This window comes from Blautia sp. HCP3S3_D9, assembly GCF_052063845.1.
In the GTDB taxonomy this organism is placed as follows: domain Bacteria; phylum Bacillota; class Clostridia; order Lachnospirales; family Lachnospiraceae; genus Blautia_A.
Window position 1 is genome coordinate 1 of record NZ_JBQHWS010000052.1, and the last position, 24,775, is coordinate 24,775.

36 protein-coding genes and 1 pseudogene are annotated in these 24,775 nt (G+C 42.6%); 6 read left to right on the top strand and 31 right to left on the bottom strand.

Features of this window, described 5'->3' with window-relative positions; genetic code table 11:
• Positions 1–141 precede the first annotated feature (141 nt).
• From rpsH to ACTNES_RS11310, 22 genes are all read right to left on the bottom strand, one after another.
• A complete protein-coding gene (gene rpsH, locus ACTNES_RS11205; protein ID WP_118509291.1) occupies positions 142–543 on the bottom strand; it encodes a 30S ribosomal protein S8 in 402 nt (133 codons plus the stop codon).
• 148 nt (positions 544–691) lie between these two features.
• Positions 692–877 carry a type Z 30S ribosomal protein S14 gene (locus tag ACTNES_RS11210; protein ID WP_008707268.1) on the bottom strand — a complete coding sequence of 62 codons (186 nt, stop codon included), beginning with the start codon at positions 875–877 and terminating at the stop codon, positions 692–694.
• Between the two features lie 15 nt (positions 878–892).
• On the bottom strand, positions 893–1,432 hold the full coding sequence (gene rplE / locus ACTNES_RS11215; protein WP_008707267.1) for a 50S ribosomal protein L5: 540 nt from the start codon (positions 1,430–1,432) through the stop codon (positions 893–895).
• Between the two features lie 21 nt (positions 1,433–1,453).
• The gene (gene rplX / locus ACTNES_RS11220) at positions 1,454–1,765 is read right to left on the bottom strand and encodes a 50S ribosomal protein L24 (RefSeq protein WP_118331053.1); all 312 of its coding nucleotides are present in this window, start codon (positions 1,763–1,765) and stop codon (positions 1,454–1,456) included.
• Between the two features lie 11 nt (positions 1,766–1,776).
• Positions 1,777–2,145 (bottom strand): 50S ribosomal protein L14, encoded by a 369-nt coding sequence (gene rplN / locus ACTNES_RS11225; RefSeq protein ID WP_008707265.1) that lies wholly within the window; start codon positions 2,143–2,145, stop codon positions 1,777–1,779.
• A gap of 13 nt (positions 2,146–2,158) precedes the next feature.
• Positions 2,159–2,413 (bottom strand): 30S ribosomal protein S17, encoded by a 255-nt coding sequence (gene rpsQ, locus ACTNES_RS11230; protein ID WP_008707264.1) that lies wholly within the window; start codon positions 2,411–2,413, stop codon positions 2,159–2,161.
• A gap of 15 nt (positions 2,414–2,428) precedes the next feature.
• The gene (gene rpmC, locus ACTNES_RS11235; protein ID WP_020994114.1) at positions 2,429–2,638 is read right to left on the bottom strand and encodes a 50S ribosomal protein L29; all 210 of its coding nucleotides are present in this window, start codon (positions 2,636–2,638) and stop codon (positions 2,429–2,431) included.
• Positions 2,628–3,065 (bottom strand): 50S ribosomal protein L16, encoded by a 438-nt coding sequence (gene rplP / locus ACTNES_RS11240; RefSeq protein WP_008707261.1) that lies wholly within the window; start codon positions 3,063–3,065, stop codon positions 2,628–2,630. Before rplP ends, rpmC begins: the two co-directional genes overlap by 11 nt.
• On the bottom strand, positions 3,065–3,721 hold the full coding sequence (gene rpsC / locus ACTNES_RS11245) for a 30S ribosomal protein S3 (RefSeq protein WP_117675254.1): 657 nt from the start codon (positions 3,719–3,721) through the stop codon (positions 3,065–3,067). The genes rplP and rpsC overlap by 1 nt, the downstream gene beginning before the upstream one ends.
• Before the next feature lie 11 nt (positions 3,722–3,732).
• A complete protein-coding gene (rplV, locus tag ACTNES_RS11250) occupies positions 3,733–4,122 on the bottom strand; it encodes a 50S ribosomal protein L22 (protein WP_118509290.1) in 390 nt (129 codons plus the stop codon).
• Between the two features lie 88 nt (positions 4,123–4,210).
• Complete coding sequence (gene rpsS, locus ACTNES_RS11255; RefSeq protein ID WP_008707255.1) at positions 4,211–4,492, bottom strand: 30S ribosomal protein S19; 282 nt, start codon at positions 4,490–4,492, stop codon at positions 4,211–4,213.
• 15 nt (positions 4,493–4,507) lie between these two features.
• Positions 4,508–5,353 carry a 50S ribosomal protein L2 gene (gene rplB / locus ACTNES_RS11260; RefSeq protein WP_291809817.1) on the bottom strand — a complete coding sequence of 282 codons (846 nt, stop codon included), beginning with the start codon at positions 5,351–5,353 and terminating at the stop codon, positions 4,508–4,510.
• Between the two features lie 204 nt (positions 5,354–5,557).
• Positions 5,558–5,857 (bottom strand): 50S ribosomal protein L23, encoded by a 300-nt coding sequence (rplW, locus tag ACTNES_RS11265; RefSeq protein WP_118509288.1) that lies wholly within the window; start codon positions 5,855–5,857, stop codon positions 5,558–5,560.
• Positions 5,857–6,477 (bottom strand): 50S ribosomal protein L4, encoded by a 621-nt coding sequence (gene rplD / locus ACTNES_RS11270; protein WP_291809821.1) that lies wholly within the window; start codon positions 6,475–6,477, stop codon positions 5,857–5,859. Before rplD ends, rplW begins: the two co-directional genes overlap by 1 nt.
• A gap of 21 nt (positions 6,478–6,498) precedes the next feature.
• Positions 6,499–7,131, bottom strand: coding sequence for a 50S ribosomal protein L3 (gene rplC, locus ACTNES_RS11275; RefSeq protein WP_118509286.1), 633 nt, complete (start codon positions 7,129–7,131; stop codon positions 6,499–6,501).
• Positions 7,132–7,324: 193 nt separating this feature from the next.
• Positions 7,325–7,642: a 30S ribosomal protein S10 gene (gene rpsJ, locus ACTNES_RS11280; RefSeq protein ID WP_291809824.1), complete on the bottom strand. Its 318-nt coding sequence runs from the start codon at positions 7,640–7,642 to the stop codon at positions 7,325–7,327.
• 494 nt (positions 7,643–8,136) lie between these two features.
• Positions 8,137–9,288 (bottom strand): hypothetical protein, encoded by a 1,152-nt coding sequence (locus tag ACTNES_RS11285; RefSeq protein ID WP_291809827.1) that lies wholly within the window; start codon positions 9,286–9,288, stop codon positions 8,137–8,139.
• Positions 9,289–9,486: 198 nt separating this feature from the next.
• A complete protein-coding gene (locus tag ACTNES_RS11290) occupies positions 9,487–9,741 on the bottom strand; it encodes an HPr family phosphocarrier protein (protein ID WP_291809829.1) in 255 nt (84 codons plus the stop codon).
• Complete coding sequence (whiA, locus tag ACTNES_RS11295; protein WP_291809832.1) at positions 9,738–10,697, bottom strand: DNA-binding protein WhiA; 960 nt, start codon at positions 10,695–10,697, stop codon at positions 9,738–9,740. The genes ACTNES_RS11290 and whiA overlap by 4 nt, the downstream gene beginning before the upstream one ends.
• Positions 10,698–10,707: 10 nt before the next feature.
• Positions 10,708–11,595, bottom strand: coding sequence for an RNase adapter RapZ (rapZ, locus tag ACTNES_RS11300; RefSeq protein ID WP_216459550.1), 888 nt, complete (start codon positions 11,593–11,595; stop codon positions 10,708–10,710).
• Between the two features lie 13 nt (positions 11,596–11,608).
• On the bottom strand, positions 11,609–12,547 hold the full coding sequence (gene murB / locus ACTNES_RS11305; RefSeq protein ID WP_216459551.1) for a UDP-N-acetylmuramate dehydrogenase: 939 nt from the start codon (positions 12,545–12,547) through the stop codon (positions 11,609–11,611).
• A 126-nt stretch (positions 12,548–12,673) separates the two neighbouring features.
• On the bottom strand, positions 12,674–13,390 hold the full coding sequence (locus tag ACTNES_RS11310) for a tRNA threonylcarbamoyladenosine dehydratase (protein WP_291809837.1): 717 nt from the start codon (positions 13,388–13,390) through the stop codon (positions 12,674–12,676).
• Between the two features lie 163 nt (positions 13,391–13,553).
• Here ACTNES_RS11310 and ACTNES_RS11315 point away from each other — a divergent pair, with 163 nt between their 5' ends.
• The 6 genes from ACTNES_RS11315 to ACTNES_RS11340 all read left to right on the top strand — a co-directional run bounded on the left by ACTNES_RS11315 (position 13,554) and on the right by ACTNES_RS11340 (position 17,456).
• Positions 13,554–13,973 (top strand): stage V sporulation protein AB, encoded by a 420-nt coding sequence (locus ACTNES_RS11315; protein ID WP_216459553.1) that lies wholly within the window; start codon positions 13,554–13,556, stop codon positions 13,971–13,973.
• A 97-nt stretch (positions 13,974–14,070) separates the two neighbouring features.
• Entirely contained in the window at positions 14,071–14,544 is a 474-nt protein-coding gene (locus ACTNES_RS11320) for a SpoVA/SpoVAEb family sporulation membrane protein (protein ID WP_216459554.1), read from the top strand.
• Entirely contained in the window at positions 14,541–15,671 is a 1,131-nt protein-coding gene (locus ACTNES_RS11325; RefSeq protein ID WP_291809843.1) for a stage V sporulation protein AD, read from the top strand. Before ACTNES_RS11320 ends, ACTNES_RS11325 begins: the two co-directional genes overlap by 4 nt.
• Before the next feature lie 183 nt (positions 15,672–15,854).
• Positions 15,855–16,211 (top strand): SpoVA/SpoVAEb family sporulation membrane protein, encoded by a 357-nt coding sequence (locus tag ACTNES_RS11330; protein ID WP_216459556.1) that lies wholly within the window; start codon positions 15,855–15,857, stop codon positions 16,209–16,211.
• A 6-nt stretch (positions 16,212–16,217) separates the two neighbouring features.
• A complete protein-coding gene (locus ACTNES_RS11335) occupies positions 16,218–16,832 on the top strand; it encodes a stage V sporulation protein AA (protein ID WP_291815496.1) in 615 nt (204 codons plus the stop codon).
• Between the two features lie 126 nt (positions 16,833–16,958).
• Positions 16,959–17,456, top strand: a complete 498-nt coding sequence (locus ACTNES_RS11340; RefSeq protein ID WP_216459558.1) for a QueT transporter family protein — start codon at positions 16,959–16,961, stop codon at positions 17,454–17,456.
• Positions 17,457–17,545: 89 nt separating this feature from the next.
• On the opposite strand, the gene ACTNES_RS11345 is transcribed toward ACTNES_RS11340, so the two are convergent.
• From ACTNES_RS11345 to ACTNES_RS11385, 9 genes and pseudogenes are all read right to left on the bottom strand, one after another.
• Positions 17,546–18,259: a SigF/SigG family RNA polymerase sporulation sigma factor gene (locus ACTNES_RS11345; protein WP_320812966.1), complete on the bottom strand. Its 714-nt coding sequence runs from the start codon at positions 18,257–18,259 to the stop codon at positions 17,546–17,548.
• Between the two features lie 2 nt (positions 18,260–18,261).
• A complete protein-coding gene (gene spoIIAB / locus ACTNES_RS11350) occupies positions 18,262–18,690 on the bottom strand; it encodes an anti-sigma F factor (RefSeq protein WP_216459560.1) in 429 nt (142 codons plus the stop codon).
• Positions 18,691–18,706: 16 nt separating this feature from the next.
• Complete coding sequence (locus ACTNES_RS11355) at positions 18,707–19,021, bottom strand: anti-sigma factor antagonist (RefSeq protein ID WP_216459561.1); 315 nt, start codon at positions 19,019–19,021, stop codon at positions 18,707–18,709.
• Positions 19,022–19,114: 93 nt separating this feature from the next.
• Entirely contained in the window at positions 19,115–19,420 is a 306-nt protein-coding gene (locus ACTNES_RS11360; protein WP_320812967.1) for a DUF6783 domain-containing protein, read from the bottom strand.
• Positions 19,311–20,711: a tetratricopeptide repeat protein gene (locus tag ACTNES_RS11365; protein ID WP_291815492.1), complete on the bottom strand. Its 1,401-nt coding sequence runs from the start codon at positions 20,709–20,711 to the stop codon at positions 19,311–19,313. The genes ACTNES_RS11360 and ACTNES_RS11365 overlap by 110 nt, the downstream gene beginning before the upstream one ends.
• Before the next feature lie 10 nt (positions 20,712–20,721).
• Complete coding sequence (locus tag ACTNES_RS11370; RefSeq protein WP_216459563.1) at positions 20,722–20,874, bottom strand: hypothetical protein; 153 nt, start codon at positions 20,872–20,874, stop codon at positions 20,722–20,724.
• On the bottom strand, positions 20,871–22,169 hold the full coding sequence (locus ACTNES_RS11375; RefSeq protein ID WP_291809859.1) for a bifunctional folylpolyglutamate synthase/dihydrofolate synthase: 1,299 nt from the start codon (positions 22,167–22,169) through the stop codon (positions 20,871–20,873). Before ACTNES_RS11375 ends, ACTNES_RS11370 begins: the two co-directional genes overlap by 4 nt.
• 193 nt (positions 22,170–22,362) lie before the next feature.
• Positions 22,363–24,387 carry an LTA synthase family protein gene (locus tag ACTNES_RS11380; protein WP_291815487.1) on the bottom strand — a complete coding sequence of 675 codons (2,025 nt, stop codon included), beginning with the start codon at positions 24,385–24,387 and terminating at the stop codon, positions 22,363–22,365.
• A gap of 12 nt (positions 24,388–24,399) precedes the next feature.
• Positions 24,400–24,775 (bottom strand): annotated as a pseudogene (locus tag ACTNES_RS11385) (valine--tRNA ligase); the annotation flags it as partial.

Below are 24,775 nucleotides of genomic sequence, written 5' to 3' on the forward strand. Positions count from 1 at the left end.
TGGAAAAGTATCGTTATCTTTTTCAATGCGCAAAGGAAAGCAATGATTTTGATTCATTTATGAAATTCGCAGTGTAGTTTTGTGCAATTTTTCAAATTTGCTCATTTATAGTTAATTCTCTATAAAAAATCTTGGTTCAAATTACCAAACGAATGCTAATACTTCGCCGCCAACCTGAAGTTTACGGGCTTCTTTATCTGTAATAACACCTTTGTTTGTAGAAAGAATTGCGATTCCAAGTCCACCAAGAACTTTTGGAAGCTCATCCTTACCTGCGTAGATACGAAGACCAGGTTTGGAGATTCTCTTTAAACCAGTGATGATTTTTTCGTTTTTGTCTTCACCATATTTCAGTGTGATATGAAGAGTTTTAACAACTCCGTCTTCAACTAAATCATATTTTGCAATATATCCTTCATCAACAAGGATGTTAGCAATTGCAATTTTCATTTTGGATGCCGGAACATCTACTGTGTCATGTTTTGCAGTGTTTGCGTTACGGATTCTTGTAAGCATATCTGCGATTGGATCGCTCATTGTCATGTTAGTTTCCTCCTATAATTCAGACTTTACATGTGCATTTATATTAAATAGTTTACATTGTTACCTGTTTTATCATAAATCTCGTTTGGACACATGATCGGACTGATAAATCAGCCGATCGTTTATTTATATTTATTAAATCCGGTTCCTACCAGGAAGCCTTCTTAACGCCCGGGATCTGTCCCTTGTAAGCTAATTCACGGAAGCAGATTCTGCAGATTCCGTATTTTCTTAAAACAGAATGTGGACGTCCACAAATGTTGCAGCGTGTATATTCTCTTGTGGAGAATTTCTGTTTGCGCTGCTGTTTGATTTTCATTGCTGTTTTAGCCATGAATCGTTCCTCCTATTACTTTGCAAACGGCATATTGAATAATGTCAGTAATTCACGTGCTTCTTCATCAGTCTTAGCTGTAGTAACGAAGATGATGTCCATACCTCTTACTTTGTCAACTTTATCATATTCAACTTCCGGGAAGATCAGCTGCTCTTTGATACCCAGAGCGTAGTTTCCACGGCCATCGAATGCGTTCGGGTTAACACCACGGAAGTCACGTACACGAGGAAGTGCAAGGTTGATCAGACGATCAGCGAACTCGTACATTTTTTCTCCTCTTAATGTAACTTTACAACCGATCGGCATACCCTCTCTGATTTTGAAGTTAGCGACAGATTTTTTAGCTTTAGTAGCGATTGCTTTCTGTCCTGTGATAAGTTCCATATCTGCGATTGCAGCATCAAGAAGCTTAGCGTTTTCTTTGGCTTCACCAACACCCATATTGATTACGATCTTGTCGAGTTTTGGCACTTCCATAACATTTTTGTATCCAAATTTTTTGGTCATGGCATCCATGATCTCATTTTTGTACATTTCTTTTAATCTACTCACTTGTCATGCCTCCTCTCTTAATTAATCGATAACCTTACCGGTTTTTTTAGCAACGCGGACTTTTTTGTCTCCGTCCATCTGGAAGCCTACTCTTGTAGCCTGTCCATCAACAACCAGCATTACATTGGAGATGTGCAGTGGAGCTTCTTTTGTGATGATTCCGCCCTGCTGATTTGCTGCAGATGGTTTGCTGTGTTTTGTAACCTTGTTGATATTCTCAACAATAACGGTATTGTCTTTTGCGTTTACTGCAAGGACTTTACCCTCTTTGCCATTATCTTTACCAGCGATAACTTTTACAGTATCACCTTTTTTAATTTTCATAGCTGACATTAGGCACCCTCCTATAATACTTCCGGAGCTAAGGAAACGATCTTCATGAATTTCTTTTCACGAAGTTCTCTGGCAACTGGTCCAAAGATACGTGTTCCTCTCGGAGTTAAGTCGTCTTTAATGATTACGGCAGCATTTTCATCGAAGCGGATATAAGATCCGTCTTTACGACGAGCGCCTTTTTTAGTTCTAACTACAACAGCTTTTACAACGTCACCTTTTTTAACAACGCCGCCTGGTGTTGCATCTTTAACAGTAGCAACGATTGTATCGCCAATGCTTGCATATCTTCTTGTAGAGCCGCCCATAACACGAATACAAAGGATTTCTTTTGCACCAGTGTTGTCGGCAACTTTCAGTCTAGTTTCCTGCTGAATCATACTGGTCTCCTCCTTATTTAACTTTCTCTACGATTTCAACCAGTCTCCATCTTTTATCTTTGGATAACGGTCTGGTTTCCATAACTTTTACGGTATCACCGATATTGCACTCATTATTTTCATCATGAGCTTTTAATTTATATGTTCTCTTCACGATTTTTTTGTAAAGAGGATGTTTTACATGGTCTTCAATAGCAACTACAATGGTCTTGTCCATCTTATTGCTGACAACCTTACCCACGCGGGTTTTTCTCAGATTTCTTTCCACGATAGTTTCCTCCTATTATTTGGAAGCGTTAGCCTGCTCAGTAATTACTGTCTGGATTCTTGCAATGTTCTTGCGAACCTCTTTAATGCGGCTTGTGTTCTCTAATTGATTAGTTGCATTCTGAAATCTCAGATTGAAAAGTTCTTTTTTAGCAGCTACTAATTCTTCATTTAATTCTGCAGCTGATTTTGCCTTTAAATCTTCCACGAATTTATTAATTTTCACTGTTATCACCGCCTTCTAAGTCTGCACGAGAAACGATTTTGCATTTACATGGTAACTTGTGCATTGCAAGACGTAATGCTTCACGAGCGATTTCTTCTGAAACGCCTGCGATTTCGAACATTACACGTCCTGGCTTAACAACTGCTACCCAGTATTCAAGGGCACCTTTTCCGGAACCCATTCGTGTTTCTGCTGGTTTCGCTGTTACTGGTTTATCTGGGAAAATCTTAATCCAAACCTGACCACCACGTTTGATATAACGAGTCATAGCAACACGGGCTGCTTCGATCTGGTTGGAACGGATCCAACACGGTTCGGTTGCAACAAGTCCGAATTCACCATAATTGATCTTATTACCTCTGAGGGCTTTTCCTCTCATGGAGCCACGGAATTGTTTACGACGTTTTACTCTTTTTGGCATTAACATTATTTATCGCTCCCTTCCTTAGTTCCTTTTGTTGGAAGTACTTCGCCATTGTAGACCCAAGCTTTTACGCCAACTTTGCCGTATGTTGTGTCTGCTTCTGCGAATCCATAGTCAATATCTGCACGAAGTGTCTGAAGCGGGATAGTTCCTTCGCTGTAGAACTCTGTACGAGCCATATCAGCACCGCCAAGACGTCCGGATACGGATGTTTTGATACCTTTTGCTCCGGCCTTCATTGTTCTCTGCATTGTAGATTTCATTGCACGTCTGAAAGAGATACGGTTCTCAAGCTGTAATGCGATATTCTCTGCTACTAACTGAGCGTCTCTGTCTGGTCTCTTTACTTCTTTGATATCTACGATAAGTTTTTTGTCTGTGAATTTCTTTAATTCAGCTTTAACTTTTTCGATCTCAGCGCCGCCTTTACCGATTACGATACCAGGTTTAGCTGTGTAGATGATGATCTTAACTCTGTCAGATGCTCTTTCAATCTCGATTTTGGAAACACCTGCGCTGTATAATTTCTTTTTAAGGAATGTTCTGATGTTGTAGTCTTCTACCAGGTAATCAGCGAAGTCTGCATCAGCATACCATCTTGAATCCCAATCCTTGATAACACCGACTCTAAGGCCATGTGGGTTAACTTTCTGTCCCATGCTTTTCCTCCTTATTTCTCATCCAGCACGATAGTGATATGGCTTGTTCTCTTTTCGATTCTGTAAGCTCTACCCTGTGCTCTCGGCTGAATTCTCTTCATTGTAGGTCCTTTATCTGCATAGCAGGCTGCAACGTAGAGGTTGTCTGCATTCATTCCGTTATTGTTTTCAGCATTTGCAATTGCTGACTCAAGAAGTTTCTTGATAACGCTGGAAGCGTATCTTGGGTTGTATGTTAAGATACCAAGTGCTGTCTGCACATCTTTACCGCGGATTACATCTAACACGTAGCAGGCTTTCTGAACAGAAATTCTTGCATAAGATAATTTTGCAGACGGTCTTGTCTCTCTATTACTCTCATTTCTGGCTCTTTTTATCTGGCTTCTATGTCCCTTTGCCATTTTAAAGTGCCTCCTTTCCTCTTTCTCTCAATATCAGGTTAACCTGTCCGCTGTCTCATGGGCAGCAGACAGAATATAAAGTCAAATACTAGCGAACTCCGGATTTCTTTTCGTCTTTTCCGTGTCCTCTGTAAGTTCTGGTTGCAACGAACTCACCGAGTTTGTGGCCAACCATATCTTCTGTTACGTATACCGGCACGTGTTTTCTTCCGTCATGGACAGCAATTGTGTGTCCTACGAAGGACGGGAAGATTGTAGAACGGCGTGACCAGGTTTTGATAACGGATTTGTCATTTGCAGCGTTTAATGCGTCTACTTTTTTAAGTAAGCTGGCATCTGCAAAAGGTCCTTTTTTCAGTGAACGAGACATGCTTAATCCTCCTTATTATTTCGTTAAAGCTTTTCCATCGCGTCTTCTTACGATGAGTTTGTTGGACGGTTTGTTTTTCTTTCTTGTCTTCAGACCAAGAGCAGGTTTTCCCCATGGTGTGCATGGACCTGGACGACCGATACCGGTCTTTCCTTCACCACCACCGTGTGGATGGTCATTCGGGTTCATTACGGAACCACGAACAGTAGGTCTGATACCCATGTTACGTTTACGTCCGGCTTTACCGATGTTAATCAGGTTGTGATCTCCGTTTCCGACAACGCCAACAGATGCGCGGCATACGATCGGAACCATTCTCATTTCACCAGATGGCAGACGCAGTGTTGCGTATTTGCCTTCTTTAGCCATTAACTGAGCGCCGTTTCCAGCAGAACGAACCATCTGTCCGCCCTTTCCAGGATGAAGCTCAATGTTGTGTACCATTGTACCAACCGGGATAAGCTCTAATGGTAAGCAGTTACCAACACGAACTTCTGCTTCTGCTCCGTTCATAACTTTCTGACCTACTTTTAAGCCTTCCGGTGCAAGGATATATGCTTTCTCGCCATCTGCATAGCAGATAAGAGCGATGTTTGCTGTTCTGTTTGGATCATACTCGATGGAAAGTACTGTTGCAGCAACTCCATCTTTTCTTCTCTTGAAGTCGATGATTCTATATTTTCTTCTGCTTCCGCCTCCGCGGTGTCTAACTGTGATCTTACCCTGGTTGTTACGTCCAGCGTTTTTCTTTAAAGACACGGTAAGAGATTTCTCTGGTGTAGATTTTGTGATCTCTGAGAAATCGGAACCAGTCATATGTCTTCTAGACGGTGTATATGGGTTATAACTTTTGATTCCCATTTTTGTTCTCCTTTCGAATTTGTTCTCGTGCTTTCGTGCACATATTCGCGATATTCAGAGTGCCGAGGATTCATAAGAAGCGAACCGTCATGCTTGCATGTAAGGTCAGATTCTTGTGAAGACTCATAAGCGTGTAACGCGACTGAGGAAGCAACGCTTCCGAAGTGGCACTCGTAACCGCTTGCGTTACCGCCTAACTATCAATTAAAGTCCTTCGAAGATTTCGATATCTTTGCTGTCTTCTGTCAGAGCTACGATAGCTTTTTTGGTTTTAGCAGTTGTTCCAACTGTCATACCACGGCGTTTTTTCTTTCCATCCATATTCATGGTGTTAACGCTCTTTACTTTTGTTCCTTCGAACATTTTCTCTACAGCTTCTTTGATCTGAGATTTATTTGCTTCTGGATGAACTAAGAAAGTGTATTTCTTTTCAGCCATAGCGTTCATGGATTTTTCTGTAATCACTGGTTTCTTGATTACGTCATAGTACTGAATGTTAGCCATTATGCATATACCTCCTCGATGGATGCTACAGCATCTTTGGTTACAACTACGGTGCCATGGTTCATAACATCGTATACGTTAATAGTACTTGGTGTTGCTGTCTGTACATCTGTGATGTTTCTAGCGGAAAGGATTACGTTCTTGTCATCTGTAGCTGTGATCACAAGTGCTTTCTCAGCTTTCAGGTTTGTAAGAACTTTCTGCATTTCTTTTGTCTTAACATCTGCAAGTGTAAGAGCATCAACTACTACTAATTTATTGTCCTGAACTTTGGAAGTCAGAGCAGATTTTAAAGCAGCTCTTCTTTCTTTCTTGTTCATTTTTACTTCATAATCTCTTGGTACCGGAGCGAATACAACACCGCCGCCAGTCCACTGTGGTGCACGGATGGAACCCTGTCTAGCATGACCTGTTCCTTTCTGTCTCCACGGTTTTCTTCCGCCACCGCTTACTTCAGAACGTGTTTTAGCTTTCTGAGTACCCTGGCGATTATTTGCAAGCTGACGAACAACAGCAAGGTGAACAAGATGCTCATTGACTTCTACGCCGAATACTGCATCATTCAGTTCCATTGTTCCAACTTCGTTGCCTTCCATATTATAAACAGTTACGTTTGCCATTTGTGTGCTCCTCCTTTCTTATTATAAGGACTTTACTGTCTCTTTGATAGTAACCAAAGATTTCTTAGGTCCTGGAACAGCACCTTTAACTAACAGTAAGTTATTTTCTTTATCTACGCGTACGATCTCAAGGTTCTGTACAGTAACCTGAACATTTCCCATATGACCTGGCATGTGTTTTCCTTTGAATACCTTGCTCGGATCAGAACAAGCACCATTGGAACCTGCATGACGGTGATATTTGGAACCGTGAGCCATAGGTCCTCTTGACTGACCATGTCTCTTGATCGCACCCTGGAAACCTTTACCTTTGGAAACAGCTGTTGCATCAATGTGATCGCCGTCTGCAAAGATATCAGCTTTAATTTCCTGTCCTACTGTATATTCAGCAGCGTTATCAAATCTGAACTCTTTAACGAATCTCTTTACTGCAACGCCAGCTTTGTCAAAGTGTCCTTTTTCCGGTTTGTTAACAAGGCTTTCTCTGATGTCTCCGAATCCGACCTGAACTGCTTCGTATCCATCGTTCTCTTCTGTCTTAACCTGGGTTACGACACAAGGACCAGCCTGTAAAACTGTTACCGGAATCAACTGGCCGTCTTCATTGAAGATCTGAGTCATTCCGACTTTAGTAGCTAAAATAGCTTTCTTCATTCTTTCTTCCTCCTTATAGCGGATTACCGATTACCGGCAATCATATAGTAAATAGCTTAATGCTTATAGCATTATCATAGTTGAGACACCATCGTCACTAAATTCATTTCCTCGCTTTGCTCGTCATTCATTAAGTGTCGAGGTGGGCTTTCTCACTAAATTCGCATTACATGCTCATTAAGTGTTCAATGCCTTATTTAGTCTTCATTTTGATATCGATGTTAACACCTGCTGGCATTTCCAGTCTTGACAGAGCATCTACTGTCTTCTGTGTTGGTGTCAGGATATCGATCAGTCTCTTATGAGTTCTCTGTTCGAACTGTTCTCTGGAATCTTTGTCTTTATGAACGGCTCTTAAGATTGTAACAACTTCTTTCTTAGTTGGAAGCGGAACTGGGCCACTTACCATTGCTCCGTTCTTTTTAACAGTTTCGATGATTTTTGCTGCAGATGCATCTACTAACTGATGATCATAAGCCTTTAATGTGATTCTCATTACCTGATTTGCCATAAAAAAAGTCTCCTCCTATTCGTACTTTTCAAGCAGTACGACAAGCGGCGACTGTACACATCTCCGTGTGTGTCTTTCGATTTTTTACCACACACGCCATCCCTGGATGGTCTTCTGAACTTGTACAGTGACTTGTCGTCAGTTTTCAAACTTGACATTCGCTCCACGGAAAACCTGCCATCTCTGCGGCAGCAACCTCGCGCTTCATTGCTATCAATGTCACAACAATTGAGAGTATACACGACCTCTCAGAAAAATGCAAGTGTTTTTTTCACTTTTTTTCATATTTTTTTGTATTTGATTCTATACAATATTTATTACTATATTTTTCCGTGTTTCTTCCTATTATATATAAAAAGAAATTAAGCGGATATTCACAATCCGCTTTGCTACTTACTCATAGCTGAATAGCAGCGTTGCAGTTTATCGGTTAAATATAGAAAGAACGTGTTCCTTCTATATTATATAGGAAGAAACACGTTCCACAAGTTTTCTTATTCTTCTGTTGTCTGCTCTTCTGTATGAACAGGCTGTTCATCTGCTATGATATCAGAATAATCAAACAGTGTAACCTTCGTTACATCATCTCTTACAATATCAGGAGCATCTCCCTGATTCTTGGCACTCTCTGCAATCTGCGCAGCTGACCATGTCGGGATTACCATACGTTTAATCTCTACCGGTGCCTCCTCAACCTCCTCTGTTTTATCCGGTTCAACAGGTTTTCTGTCAGATGCACTCATCATCTTTCTCAGCTGTTCCTTCACCTGTGGCACGATCACTTCTGTTTTTCCTGAAACAGGAGTTGAAGATGCTGTCTCTGCCTGCTGTACAGGCTCCTCTGCTTTTACCGGTTCATCTGCAGTTGCTGCAGCAATTTCTTTCTTCAGAAGTTCGTGAGCCTCGGTAGTCGCGGCTGTAGCTGCCTGAACTGCTGTTGGCTGCTTTGGTTTCTCCGGTTCCAGATCATCCTCATAGATCTCATCTACGAAACCACCAGTCTTAATCTTCTTGCGCTCCGGCTCTTTACCCTTCTTACGGGCTCTCTCTTCTTTCTTTATCTGACGTTCTTCTTCTTTGTAACGTTTTTCTCTAGCCTTCTCTTCTCTCTTGAGTTCTTTCTTACTCTTGACATATCCAGGCTCTGTATCTGCATCATCGTAATCCTCCTGCGGCTCTTTCTTCAAAAGTTCTGCAACTATGTAAAGAATTACAAGGAAAAGCACAGCAAGTCCAAGGATGATCAGACCCTCGATACTCTCTGTCGCAATCAGAAGATAACCCACATAGCCTATCGTAATAACAACCTTTGGAATATAATTCTTCACCTCAACAGTAATCGGTTCGGAATCTTTGTCAGTAGAATCTATTACTTTAAAAGTGTTATTATCTTTGTCCATCTCTGTGATCATGTAACGATACGCTTTGGAATCACCCTGATACAGGATAGAATCGCCTACTGCTGCCTCGGAAGTCTTCACTGGAATCGCATAAGTTACAGATCCCATGGGAAGGTTTGTTTCTTTACTGGAATCGTCCATAATTTCTGTCGTAATTCCAAGGAAAGGTGGTACCGCCAGTCCAACGACACAGGCAATGGTGCATATCACTATAAAATGTACAATAAATTTCAAAAATTTCGACATTCGTTACGCTCCTCATTTCTTTAGTCTCTCTGTTTATCACAACAAATTGTATCACTGCGCATTTTATCCACAGTAACTTCATTATACCTTGTTTTATTCTTATGGTCAACTTATAATCTCCTAAATACAAGAAAACACACCCGAAAAGCGGTCTTCCCTTTCGGATGTGTCTTATATTCCAAGAAATCTGAATTCTGATTACTGATTGCTTAAATACTGCTCAATACTTGTCATTGCAGCTTCTTCGTCATCACCATTTGCAGATAATGTAATCTCTTCTCCTGCATCAAGTCCAAGAGTCATCATGCCCATAATACTCTTGGCATTTACGCGCTTCTTTCCAATCTCTACATAAATCTCACTGTTAAACTGGCTTGCAACCTGTACCAGCTGTGCTACAGGACGTGTCTCCAGACCTGTGGATAAATTAATGGTGACTGGTTTTTTGATCATAATAATTCTCCTCCTTGTTTCTCCCGCAGTTCGTCAGCCATTGCACTCAGTTTTCTCAAACGGTGATTGACTCCCGATTTGCCCACCTGCGGGCTCAACATCATTCCTAATTCTTTTAATGTAGCTTCCGGATATTGCATCCGGAGTTCTGCAATCTGTGCAAGTCCTTCATTAAGCTGTTCAAATCCCAGTTTCTGCTGAATCAGCTTAATATCCTCCATCTGCTTGACAGCTGCATTTACTGTTTTATTAATATTCGCAGTTTCACAGTTAACTTTTCTGTTTACGGAATTCCTCATTTCTTTCAGTATGCGGATGTTCTCCAGGTCCATCAATGCTACATTGGCTTCCATAACAGCAAGCATATCAACAATCTGTGCACCCTCTTTCACATAGACCACATGTGATTTCTTTCGCTGCACGATCTTAGCATCTACCGAAAAACTGCGGATGATCGTCTGTAACTGCTCCGCTCTCCTTACATCAGGACAAACAATCTCAAAGTGATATCCTTTCTCAGGATCACTGATTGAACCCGACGCTAAGAAAGCGCCCCTGATAAACGCCCGTTTACAGCAATTCTGCTGTGCCACCAGCATATCTGCCACTATAAGCGTACCGTGGTCAACACTGTCCGTGGTCAGTTTCAAAGCCTGAAGGATTACCTGGATCTCTTTAGGCTCAGATATTTCAATTACATATACCTTTACCCGTTTCAGGTGACTGTTCTCACGTACAGATATTTCTGTCTCTATATTAAATGTTTTTTGCAATAATGTAAAGCACTTTCTTGCAACTACTTCATTTTCCGTCTGGATCTTCAGTATATCTCCCTGTGGAAAATGCCCCATTCTCCCGCAGGAACCTATGATAGCTGCCAGTTCTGCGATCCTGCAGTGCCTGGCATTTCCAATCTGTCTGGAAAGTTCTTCTTTCACCATCTCCGAAAAAGACATCTCTCCTGTATCATCCTTCCTGTTTTTTTAGCAGGCGGTCCTTCTCCGCATCTCTGTGTTCCAGCCTGAATCCATATTTCGTATTCTTTGAAAGTCTGGAATACAGTTCCCGTGCCAGTGTAACAGAACGATGTTTGCCGCCTGTACACCCGATTGCGATCACCAGATTTGTCTTTCCCTCTTTTACGTAATTTGGAATAAGGAAAGTGATCATATCTTCCAGCTTATCTGCAAATGCCACCGCTGTATCGCAGTCCATTACATAATTAAAAACACGGTCATCCAAACCGGTCAGCGGTCTGAGTTCATCCACATAATATGGGTTCGGCAGGAAACGCACATCAAACACGAGATCTGCATCTGCCGGTATTCCATATTTAAAACCAAATGACAATACAGAGATCATCATATTACAGAACTCTTGATTGTCTACAAAGATCCTTTCAATCTCCTGCTTCAGTTCTCTTGTCAGCAGATGGCTGGTATCGATGATATAATCTGCACGATTCTTCAGGAAGCGCATCTTCTCTCTCTCGAGACGAATGCCGTCATCTACTCTTCCACCCATGGCAAGAGGATGACTTCTTCGTGTTTCCTTATATCGCTTGACAAGCACACTGTCCTCTGCATCCAGAAACAGAATCTCAAAATCATATCCTGCGGTTTTCATTCTGTCCAGAACAATTTCCAGTTCATCCAGGGAGCGACCGCTTCTCGCATCGATCCCCAGTGCCACATTCTGCACATCCTCTCCATGTATCTCCGGCATCAGTGACGCGAATTTCTCCAGCAGTGGAATCGGAAGATTATCTACGCAAAAATAATTTGCATCTTCCAGCATCTTCAAAGCTGCTGTTTTTCCTGCCCCTGATACTCCTGTAACTATTACAAAACGCATCTCTTATCTCCTGTCACTTTATATTCAGTCCAAATGCATCTCCGAAATTTCCCAGAAACTTCACTTCTGGTTCAAGAGTTACGCCAAACTGTTCTTTTACCTTATCCTGTACATCTTTCATAAGTCTGCACACATCTGCTGCAGTTGCATTGTCTTTATTGATCACAAATCCACAGTGTTTCTCAGCCACCTGTGCACCGCCCGTCTGATATCCCCTCAGACCTGCATCCATGATCAACTTGCCTGCAAAATACCCCTCCGGACGCTTAAATGTACTTCCTGCGCTCGGAAATTCCAGAGGCTGTTTGCCGACTCTCTGCTCAGTCAGTTCTTTCATTCTGGTCTTTATTGCTTCCTGGTCACCCTTTTCAAGCTCGATTACTGCTCCCAGCACCAGATAACCGTTTGTTTTTACAACACTTGTGCGGTATCCCATCTCAAGCTTCTCTGCCGGAAGAGTAAGAATCTCTCCGTTACCAGTCATAACCGTAACTTCTTTCAGCACATCTTTCATCTCTCCGCCATATGCACCTGCATTCATCACGACCGCACCGCCAAGTGTACCTGGAATACCGCCTGCAAACTCAAAACCTGTAAGTGATGCATTTTTAGCCGCTGATGCTATCTGGGAAAGCAAAGCACCCGCATTTGCACGGATCACATTTCCCTCAACAGAAATATCGCCGTAATTTCTGTAAAGCTGTATGATCACACCTCTGTATCCCTCATCACTGACCAGAAGATTGCTTCCATTGCCAAGGATAAAATACGGCAGTGATTCTTCTTTACATATCTCAATGATCCCTTTCACCTCTTTCGGAGAAGATGGCATTAAAAAGTAATCTGCCGGACCGCCGATGCGAAATGTTGTATGGCGCTTCATTGGTTCATCTGCTTTAACCTTCTCTTCTCCCAGCAGATTATTAAATTTCTCTATTACATTCTGATTCACAGATTTTATTCCTCTATCTTTCTATCTTATTTCCTGTTCTGTTTTATATTCTTTTATTATCATTCACAGCTAAAATATCCTGAAAACAGCAGCTTTCTGCTCTCTTAAGTTCCTGTATTGTCTACATCATCTTATCTTCCTGTATTTTATCCGGGATATGCTTCCTGATTTTCCCAGCAGTTCCCTGACTACCATACCTGCAAGCAACATCCCCGCTGTTCCCGGTACAAAAGAAATACTTCCATGCGTCTGTACATCCGCAGTTCTCTCCCTAGAACACAGCACTTTCACTCTGCGGATCCCTTTTCTGCGCAGCTCCGCTCTTATCCGTTTTGCCATTGGACACATTTTGCTTCTGGAAATATCCATAATCTCCAGCCTTGACGGATCCAGCTTATCCTCCAGATCCATGCAGGATATGACAGGCACCCCACAGGCCTTCGCATTCTCGATCAGTAGAACCTTAGACTCTACAGTATTCATTGTATCTATTATATAATCATAATTTTTCAGATCAAACATCCCTGCAGTCTCGGCATTATAAAACGTCTCATATGTGTGTACCAAAATACCTTCATCAATATCTCTGATCCTCATCTTGGCAATCTGAACATTGCTTCTGCCAACAGTGGACCGCAGTGCATACAGCTGTCTGTTGATGTCCGTAACAGACACCGTTCCATTATCTACAAGCGTAAGACTCGCCACCCCGCATCTGGCCAGAGCCTCTGCAGTAAAAGAGCCGGTCCCGCCAAGTCCAAAAACAGCGATCCTTGCCCGGCTCAGCTTATCAGCACCTGCATCTCCAAGAAGCATCTCCATTCTGGAAAAAGCATCCGGCATACAAAAAACCTCCTACGAATCATTATCTGTATAGGACATTATACTATCTCTGTGCTCAAAAGTACAGTTCTTCATAGATTCTTTAGAATTGACGCATATTATTTTATAATTCCGCCATAATACATATCACAATCTTTTAGTCAGAACAACTCAGGAGGCAGCTATGCTACAGCAGATTTTTCTCGGATTTCTCGGACTTTGTTCCGGTTTTATCATTGCAGGAGGACTGGTCGGTCTTCTGATCGGTCTTTCTATTGTTCCCAGATATGCAGGCATTACTCATACTGCTGACCATATGATGCTGTATGAAGATATCACTCTGCTCGGGACAGAACTTGGAAATCTGTTCTACCTTTTTCACTGGAAAATCCCTCTCGGTACTCCGTTTCTGATCCTGTATGGACTCTTTTCCGGAATCTTTCTCGGAGGATGGATCATGGCACTTGCAGAAATGGCAGACATCTTTCCCATCTTTGCACGCAGGATCCGTTTCCAGCGCGGACTTTCCTTTACAATCCTGTGCGTTGCATTCGGAAAGACTATCGGCTCGCTGATTTACTATTATAATGGATGGATTCCATAATTTCCAGTTGAATTTATCGTCAGGCAAATATTCTTAATATGATCAGACAGCAAATCGGATAATCATATCTGCCAACCTAAAAGAAAGGAACATTCTTATGTCAGACAATCATTCATCTCAGCAGAAACAAAAGCAATACGAAGACTATGTAAAAAAGATCACTCCCGTCCACAGCCTTGGCCTTAACATGTGTAAAGCATTTTTCACAGGCGGGATCATCTGTGTTCTGGGGCAGTTTATCCTAAATTATGCCGGAAAGCTCGGGCTTGACAAAGAGACTTCCGGTTCCTGGTGTTCTCTTATCCTGATACTTATCAGTGTCATCCTCACCGGCTGTAATCTCTATTCCAAAATCGGGAAATTCGGAGGAGCCGGAGGACTTGTTCCGATTACCGGATTCGCCAATTCCGTCGCAGCATCGGCTATTGAATACAAAGCAGAGGGACAGGTATTCGGCATCGGCTGTAAGATTTTTACCATTGCAGGACCTGTGATCCTTTACGGGATCCTGTGTTCCTGGATTCTCGGTGTTATCTACTATATTTTCAAATTTGCAGGAGGCCTTTTATGAACAGACAAATGACATGCGGTGCCTCAAGCATCGCTTTTCGAAATCCTGTTTTTATCCAGAGCTGTGCCTGTGTTGCCGGTCAGAAAGAAAGTGAGGGACCGCTTGGAACATGCTTTGATATTATAAATGAAGATCCCATGTTCGGAGCAGACACATGGGAAGCAGCTGAGAGTACGATGCAGAAGCAGGCTGCTACACTGGCAGTTCAGAAAGCAGGTCTTCAAAACAGAGATATCCGTCTTCTGTTTGCAGGCGATCTGCTGGCACAGACCGTTGCCTCATCTTTTGGAACAGCCGAACTGGGGATTCCATTTTACGGACTGTTCGGTGCATGCTCTACTATGGGCGAATCTCTTTCTCTGGGTTCCATGTGTATTGCCGGAGGGTATGGCAGTCATATCTTATGTGCAACCTCCAGTCACTTTGCCAGCGCAGAAAAGGAATTCCGTTTTCCCCTGGGATACGGGAATCAAAGACCCTTATCTGCTACCTGGACAGTCACTGGTGCCGGAGCCTGTGTACTCGGATGCAATCCGCCGGCACGCGACTCTGCCAAAATATCCGGATCAGCTTCCGATACAACTTCTGCCGGAAACTCTGTCAGATATCCCGGCACTCTCAGAGACAACAATACCTGCGCCGTCATAACCGGCCTTACCACAGGCAGACTTATTGATTTCGGCTTCAAAGATTCTTTTAATATGGGTGGCTGTATGGCACCTGCTGCCTGCGATACCATTGCACAGAATTTTAAAGATTTCAATCGTAAACCTGAAGATTATGATGCCATCTTCACTGGGGATCTGGGAATGGTAGGACAGAAGATTCTCTTTGATCTCCTGTCAGAAAAAGGCTTCGATATTTCTTCCAGACATCAGGACTGCGGAATGCTGATCTATGATCCGCAGACTCAGGATACCCATTCCGGCGGAAGCGGATGTGGATGTGCCGCAACTGTTCTGGCAGGCCATATCCTGCCGAATATTATAAGCGGAACATGGAAGCGGATTCTGTTTGTACCTACAGGTGCACTGTTATCCAAGGTCAGCTTTAATGAAGGCGATTCTATCCCCGGCATTGCACATGCGGTTATTATTGAACAGTATCAGCTTCCAAATATTCCCTGAATCATGTATATAGTTTCACTCCGCAGCCATTGGTTACTTCACTCGAATCAAACGGATAAAATCATCCTCTTTGCTGCCTGTTCATAACCCAACAACTGCTTATTGCTTCTCACAATTGAAGCAGAAGACTTACTTGATTTGATTAAAATATAATTTATAAATTGATACCAGGAGGTAGTATTCATGGATTATTTTAACGCATTCTGGACTGGCGGGCTCATCTGTGCCCTGGTCCAGATCCTGCTTGACAGGACAAAGCTCATGCCCGGCCGGATCATGGTTCTTCTGGTCTGCGCCGGCTCTGTCCTCAGCGCCATCGGTATTTATCAGCCATTTGCAGATTTTGCAGGAGCAGGTGCATCTGTTCCTCTTCTGGGATTTGGTAATGTATTATGGAAAGGAATAAAAGAAGCCATCGACGAAAACGGTCTGATCGGACTCTTCATGGGCGGTTTCACTGCATGCGCAGTAGGTGTTTCCGCAGCGCTTATCTTCTCCTATCTTGCAAGTCTGGTTTTCAAGCCGAAAATGAAAGGATGATTCAAAATGAGTGACACTCTTTATTTACAGTTAGATCAGAATATTCAGGTAGAACATCCTCATATCTATCTTCAGGATATTGCCAGCCTCTCCTGCAGCAACAGTAAAGTCCTGAACCGTCTTCGGGTAATGCCTGTTGCAAATCTCTCTCCTGATAAACCAGGCCGCTATGTAATGTCCGTTATGGATCTGATCACAGAAATCCAGAAAAGAGAACCCGACCTCGAAATCAATCCTATTGGAGAACCTAATTTTATCATCACATACAAAAACGAACCCGGCCCCAGACTTATCTGGCAGTGGTGCAAGATCATCTTCGTCGGACTAGCAACCTTTTTCGGCGCAGGATTCTCGATCATGACTTTTAACAACGATGTAGATCTGGGCAGCCTGTTCTCAGACATCTATACTCAGGTCACCGGACAACCCTCTAATAACTTTACTGTTCTGGAGATCACCTATTCCATTGGCATCGGTCTTGGTGTCCTGTTCTTCTTTAACCATTTCGGCCATATGAAGATCACTACAGATCCGACGCCTATGCAGATACAGATGCGATTGTACGAAGACGATGTTAACACAACTATCATCGAAGATATTGACCGCATGAAACAAAAGTGATACACTGTCAGATGCCGGATTTTCTGATGAACATACCGCATCAGCCAATAAGGTCCTTTTAAATCTGGTAACCGAGTGTTCGAGACCTTCCACTCGTAAAAAAAATACTAAAGGAGATTATTGAATATGAAAAACAAAGGTACCCAGTTTCTGACAGAAGCAGCAGCGATCGGAGCAATTTATGTAGTTCTGACTTTATTGCTTGCACCACTAAGTTTTGGCGAAGTTCAGATCCGCTTTTCTGAGGCTCTGACTATTCTGCCATTCTTTACCCCGGCAGCAATTCCCGGACTGTTTATCGGATGTATCATTGCCAATCTTCTTGGAGGTGCGATTCCGGTAGATATCATTTTCGGAAGCATTGCAACTCTGATCGGAGCAGTATTCACTTACAAGCTTCGCAACAGTAATCGCTTCCTTGCACCAATTCCGCCAATCGCAGCAAATGCCATAATCGTGCCGTTTGTACTTCGCTTTGGATACGGAGTTAATCTTCCAATCCCACTTATGATGCTGACTGTAGGTATCGGTGAAGTAGTTTCCTGTGCAATTGTCGGACTGATTCTTCAGACCGCGCTTCTGAAATACAAGAATGTTATTTTCAGATCACAGAAAGCCTTATAAAGCTGATCCATAGATCACAGAGTGTGCAGATCATCCTGTCTGCACACTCTTTTTATATCTCCCCCGCTCTGTTATGTTCTCGTCGTTCACTATAACTGTTCTTTCAGTTGTTTCAGAATTCTTTTTTCCATTCTGGAAACTTGGACCTGTGAAATTCCCAGTTCTGCTGCTATCTCCGTCTGCGTCATATCTTTGAAATATCTCATGTAAATTAGTTGTCGTTCCTTTACCTTCAGTTTCTGTAAAATCTCATCCAGAAAAATCCGGTTCAATGCCAGATCCTGTCCATTTTCTTTTTCCTGAAGCCTGTCCATCAATGAAATATCATTTCCGTCGCCCTGATAGATAATCTTATGTAATGACTCTACTTCAGCTCCGGATTCCAGCGATATCAGTGCTTCCTCCACAGAAAGCTCCGCAGCTGCCGCAATTTCTTCCAGCACAGGCTCACGTCCCAGTTCTTTCTCCAGCTTCTCCCTTGCTGAATAAATCCTGACACAGTTTTCCTTCAGACTTCTGCTTACTTTCAGTATTCCGTCATCCCTCAGATAACGCCTTATCTCTCCTAGGATCATAGGAACTGCATAGGTTGAAAATCTCACATCATAAGATCTGTCAAAATGATCTATTGCCTTAAGTAGTCCAATACTCCCGATCTGCACCAGATCCTCCATCTCTACTCCACGTCCCAGAAATCTCTTTGCCACACTATATACAAGCCCTGCATTTTCCTCAAATAATGTATCTCTTGCCTCTTTATCTCCCTGTTGCGATTTTATGATCAGAGCAAGAGTATGATCCATTCCTACCTCCTGATTGTTTTCTTCATATGAACTATGGTTCCTTTTCCGACCTGTGACTCTACGGTCACTTCATCCATAAATGCTTCCATAAACGTAAATCCCATTCCTGAGCGGTCTTTCTCCGGCTTGGTTGTAAAAAGAGGTTCCATAGCTTTCGGGATATCACTGATTCCAACTCCCTGATCAATTACATCCACCCAGAGTGTTTCTTCCTGCATTCTGCAACAAACCTCTATTTTTTGTACGGTTCCCTCATAAGCATGGATAATACAGTTTGTTACCGCCTCAGATACCGCTGTTTTTAAATCTGCCACTTCTTCCAGTGTAGGATTCATCTGCGTACAAAAAGCTGCAACTGTAACCCTCGCAAGCCCTTCATTCTCAGGGCGGCTGTCAAAGACCAGCTTCATTTCATTGGTGTTTTGCTTCATATTCCCTCCCCCTTCCTCAAACTTTCCCACATATCTCAACAAATTTGTATACTCCGGACAAATGTAGCAGTTTCTCTATGTATGAACTTACTCCTGTTGCCTGTATACAGTCGCCGCGCATTCCCATTGCCCGATATCGTCCCATGATCAGTCCAATTCCCGAACTGTCCATAAACGCAGTCCCCGAAAAATCAAACGTAATTGTCCGAATATATTTCTTTCGGATAATCTCATCAGAATCTCTCCGTATTTCGTCTGTCACCATATGATCTACTTCCTTTGGAAGGTGAATGATCAGACAATTTCCCTGTATTTCAAATCTGTTCTCCATAAAACTCCTCCTTTTCACTGATTTTTTGTAAGAAAAAAGAGACACATGAATTTCATGCATCTCTTTTGTATCTTCATTATTAATATTCTCTTTTCATGAAACAAACATCCCAGTCTTAATCTGTCCACTAGAGCATGTTTGAAAAAGGCTTTCTGCAAGATGTGCGTCACAATTTGTAGGAGATTTTGTTCGGATGAGGGCGTCGTAGCCCGCTACGACAACCGAATTCGTACAAAATATACCGCAAAGTGAGGCGTGCAGACTGCGGGAATGCTTTTTCAAACACTCTCTAGTACTCTGAATCATCATAGGAATTATCATCGCTATAACCACCATCATAATCCCCATTGTCATAAGATCCATTATCATAGGAACTATCGTCATAACCTGAGGTATCATAAGAACTGTCATCATAACTTCCGTCATCTCCGGAATCTGAATACACATCACCTGCAACATCTGCATTGTCTCCGTTATCCGTGCCACCTGTACTATCCGTTCCATCAGATGACGCATCTGACGATGTGCTGTCTGTTGTTCCCTCAATTCCCGTTGTTCCTGTGCTGTTACAGATCGTATTATAAATTCCTTTAAGGTCTGCAGACAGTAAATCCGCATACACATTCTGAATCTTAAGTGCAGCTTCATCCATATTCTGCTGCTGAAATGCCGCATATGCTTCCAAAAGTGCCTCGTAGCTGCTGCTTTTCTTCTTCTCTTCTTCGATCTGTTTGGAAGCAGCCTCAACCGTATCTCCGGATTCCTGCGCCTGACTCTGTGCTTTTGTCAGCTCTGCGCCCTGGCTGGATACTGCATCACTGTACTTCACAATCTGTTGATTTGCTTCTCTGTAAATTCCCTGTTGTATCGCAGGAACAGCCAGCAGATAAAACGCCAGTAAGCCTGCAGCAAATCCGGCAACCAGTGTAAAGAACAATGAAACCCTTGACTTCTCCTTATATGGAGCCGTCGGGATCACCATGTCTTTGCTGATACTTCCAATATCCTTTTCCTCGGAATTTTTATTTCCAAAGCGACTCTTTTTCTGACGGTCCAGACGAGTCGATACTCCGGTCTGCTCATCAATCTCACTTAAAAAGCGCAAAGTTGTTGTATTGGTCTTATCAATCTTTGCTGCTCTTCGAAGAGTTCTTCGAGCCTTATTGTACTCTCCCTCTTTCATCTGAACCAGAGCAAGTAAATGGTAGCCCTTGATCAGCTTCGAATTCTGAGTCAGAATCTTCTTCAGTCTGATCGCTGCCATATCTTCATGACCCTCTCTGCAGAGATTCAGCGCATCATTATACTTTCTGATCGTCTCGTTAATTGCCTCAAGTTTATTGGAATTTGCCTGAAGTTTATTGATATATTCCGACGCCAGGTTTCTGGACGGCTGCAGATTCTTGCTGATCACCCATTCACTGAGCGCCGCCACAACCTCACCGGTTTCAAAATACACCAGACCCAGAAGATTTCTTGCCTGAATATTATGCTTATTATACATAAGACTCTGTTTCAGACAATTGATCGCGCCTGACAGGTCACGGACACTGGCTTTCTCCAGCCCCTGGTTGTAATACTGTCTGGAAAGATAATCCACTTTCTTCTGTATCAGCACATTACATCCACATTTCGGGCAGTAGTCCAGATCCTTGTCCACCAGGAACGCACCACAATTCATACAATTCATGTGTTTCTCCTTATTTCACCCGTCTGCCGCTCTTTGCCTCACGGAGAACTTCCTGGAGAACATCCAGGATATCTGTCAGTTCTCTCTCATAAATCGCTCCTTCCGCATCTGCTACATCCAGACATGGCTCAAATTTCTTCAATTCTTCTTCGTAATCTATCATTTCTTATTTCTCCTGATCACATCTTTAATCTCACCAACAAGATACAGTGAACCCACACAGAAGAGCATACCGTCATCCCCCTTTGCTTCCAGAGCTCTGGCAAATGCCTGTTCAATATCCGCAACTGCTTCCACAGATTTTGCACCTGCTTCTGTAAAAAGCTTCGCAAATCTCTCCGCAGGAACTTCACGATATCCGCCTACTGAAGTTACAACCACATGGCGGAATGTGATCCTGCTGCAGATCGTATGTATCATATCTGTAAAATCTTTGTCATCCACTGCTGAGAAAAGCAGAGTCAGCGGACATTCTTTCCGGAAATGCTCTGCTGTCTCCACAAACTTCTCTACTCCATCCTCATTATGCGCACCATCCACGATCACGCCAGGAAGTACAGTCTCCATTCTTCCCTGCCAGCGTGTTCTCTCAATTCCCTCATGGATCTTATCCATAGATACCGGGATTACATTCTGCAGAATCTCGATGGTCTTTAATGCAAGTGCACTGTTCATCACCTGATATTTTGCAATAAACGGAATAGAAAAAACTGTATCCCCATAATAATCATTATGGAATGAAAAATCAATGCCTGCAGAAGTATTTCTGATAATTTCCGTATCTTCTCTCTTTACTTCATAAGCCGGACTTCCCAGTTCTTTTGCCTTTGCGCTAATCACGGCTGCCGCATCCGGATCATTTCCATCATAGATCACCGGCACGCCAGGTACGATAATTCCCGCTTTCTCTCCTGCGATCTTCGCCACAGTATCACCCAGATACTGCATATGATCCAGACTGATAGAAGTAATGACACATGCCACCGGATTCTCTACTGCTGTAGTCGCATCCATTCTGCCGCCCAGTCCTGTTTCCAGAGTCACATAATCCACACCTGCCTCTGCAAAGATCACCATTCCCATCAGGAACAGCATTTCAAAGTAAGTCGGATGATAACTTCCCTCTGCAACCAGTTCATCAGAAAGTGCTTTTACTTTCTCGAAAGCTTTCAGGAATGTATCATTGTCAATATTTACCTCATTGATCTGAAATCTCTCATTGATCTCAACCAGATGAGGAGAAGTAAACAGTCCGCAGGAATATCCTGCTTCACGCAGAATGGAAGTCAGGAATGCACATGTGCTGCCTTTTCCATTCGTACCTGCTACATGGATCACCTTAAATTTATCCTGAGGATTGCCAAGTCTCCTTAAGCATTCCTTTGTGTGATCCAAACTGTTCTTCTTTGTAAATTTCGGAGTTTCATCAATATAAGCAACTGCTTCTTCGTAATTCATAAAAAATTCCACCACTTATCTATAATGTATTTGAGATATCCAGGATTGCAAAACTGTTTTAACAACGGAGCAATCCGTAGATATCGGGGTAACCCCCGCAACTTTTCTAGTTACTCTAACATTATATAATAGTGGTGGAAGATGTCCAGTACCAATCGTAATATTTTATCCGACAAAATCTGGAGACGGATATTTATTCCGTATCCGTACTTTCACTTAATTTCCATTTATTACTTGAATAAAGTGCATAACAGGAACGGTCATAACTCTTGCTCAACGGTTTCCTGGTCGAACTGTTACTTCTCTGAATTACCGCCAGCCTGTCGAAATCATTCAGTTCCGTACCTGTGATCATCAGTGTGGTCGGATTGATATAAACCGTATCATACCATTCTCCATTCAGCTTCACTTCACTGGACGGCGTAAATTCCGTTCCCTTAATGTAGTATGTATGATCCGCCTCTGAGATGCACTGAATAGAATCCAGAGTCACATCATAGATTCCCATCCGCATTCTGGTACGCAGATAAGGGCTTTCGCCGCCATAAGAATAACGCTCTCCGTAAAGCAGGTCATACTGTAAAGTTTCCAGATCCACCTGATAATTCTTGGTGTTTCTTCTTGCCTGATGATAACGGAAAATCGTTCCCTCATGAATACCTACACGATCCATAACCTCTGCTGCCATCTGATATGCTGCAAGATTCTCATCCTTCTTCTGAAGTCCAAAATTATCCCACATCACATACTCTGTCTGGAACAGATATTTGTTATCCAGATCCTCAACGGTCAGTCCCATAGTCGGCAGATGATCACCATACATAACCAGAACCACATCCTCAGGATAATCTGCCAGCTTGTCTGTCAGCTCTTTGACGAAATTATCCATCTCATGGATCTCATTTACATAGTATTCCCACTTGTTATTCTCTTCCTCTGTAGGTGCACCGGAAACCGTGATCTCCGTATCCTCCAGAATCTGCTCATCCGGATATGCTCCATGTCCCTGCACGGAAATCGTATACACATAGTCCGGTCCTTCTGTAGAATCCAGACACTTCAGAATTTCATCTGTCAGAACTTCATCCTTCACCCAGCCATTTGGATTTTTCTCATCTTCTCTTGCCATATACTCTTCTGAAGTAAAGGTGTCAAATCCGAGGTTCGGGAAAATCGATCTTCTTCCATAGAAATTCGCCTCATTGTTATGAACTGCATGAGTGGTATAACCCAGATTCTTCAGTACATAAGGAGCACTCTCACAGGTAGTTTCTTTCAGGATACTCTTATACGGATATTCACCCGGTCCAAAATAGTGCATGCTCATTCCGGTGATAGATTCAAACTCCGTATTTGCAGTTCCCGCACCGACAGACGGAACTTTATAATATCCGGAAGAATATTCTTTCATCAGCTTACGGAATGTCGGAATCGGGTCTTCAGAAATATTCAGATAATTTACCAATGTAGGATCAAAAAATGATTCCAACTGTAAAAACAGAATATTCGGGCGCTTTTCTTCCTGTGTCTCCGGGAGATTCTTTTCCGTCTTCTCAATCCTCTGGATTTCCTTCTCAGAGTAATCCCTCGGACAGCTGATACCTGTGTTAAAAATTGTAGTTGCGAGACAATAAGGATAACCATAATCCTCATATGCAAAAGCAATATTTCCAAAGTAATTGGAAAGTACCCTCTTCTCCAGTGCCAGCTGTGTGCTTCCTGCAAAAAGAGCAACTGCCAGCAGGATCAGAGGAATATTATAACGATACTTAATCTTATTCTTATATTTCGGCCCCTTGATCAAAAGGATCAGAAGTAAAATAACCAAAATTCCAAACAGGATGCAGACTGCCACAACACCTGCAGCAGGCAGGTATTTATTGGCAATCTTTAACGCATCTGTGATCAGATGCAGATCCGGTCCGGTAAAAGGTGTAACACGGTTCAGCAGAAGAACACCGTTGATAATGGCCAGTATCAGCCAGAACAGCGTAACCAGTACTCTCCAGAATACTCTCCTGTGAAACAGATAAACAATCAGTGACGAAGTGAAAATGAAAGCTGTATTATACGCAAAAACCAGCGGTTTCTCAGTCATATAATTCCAGGCTTCTATAAACGAGTGACGGCAGATTGCCTCCATAACAAAATATCCCGCTGCGCTGGCAAGTACATGGAGTAAAAGGGAGATTTTGTTACAAATCTTGTACAATTTCATCTAAACACTCCCTTATTTCTTAAGCTGCTCTAACTGTCCTTTAACCTTATCCATCATTTCTTTGTATTTCACAAGTTTGTCTTTCTCCGCATCCACCTTGGCAGCAGGTGCCTTGTTTACGAAGTTTGGATTATTCAGCATGCCTTCACATCTTGCGATCTCTTTTGTGAGACGTTCTGTTTCTTTTGTAAGACGCTCGATTTCTTTATCTTTGTCGATCAGGTCTTCCAACGGCATATATACAACCGCATTGGAAACAACTACTGAAACTGCATCTTCACTGATTCCGTTCTTGTCTGTCTGTACCAGAATCTCTTTTGCAAATGCAAGATTTACAAAGGATTTCTTGCTGTTCTCATAGATTGCTGCTGTTTCAGCATCCTTTGCC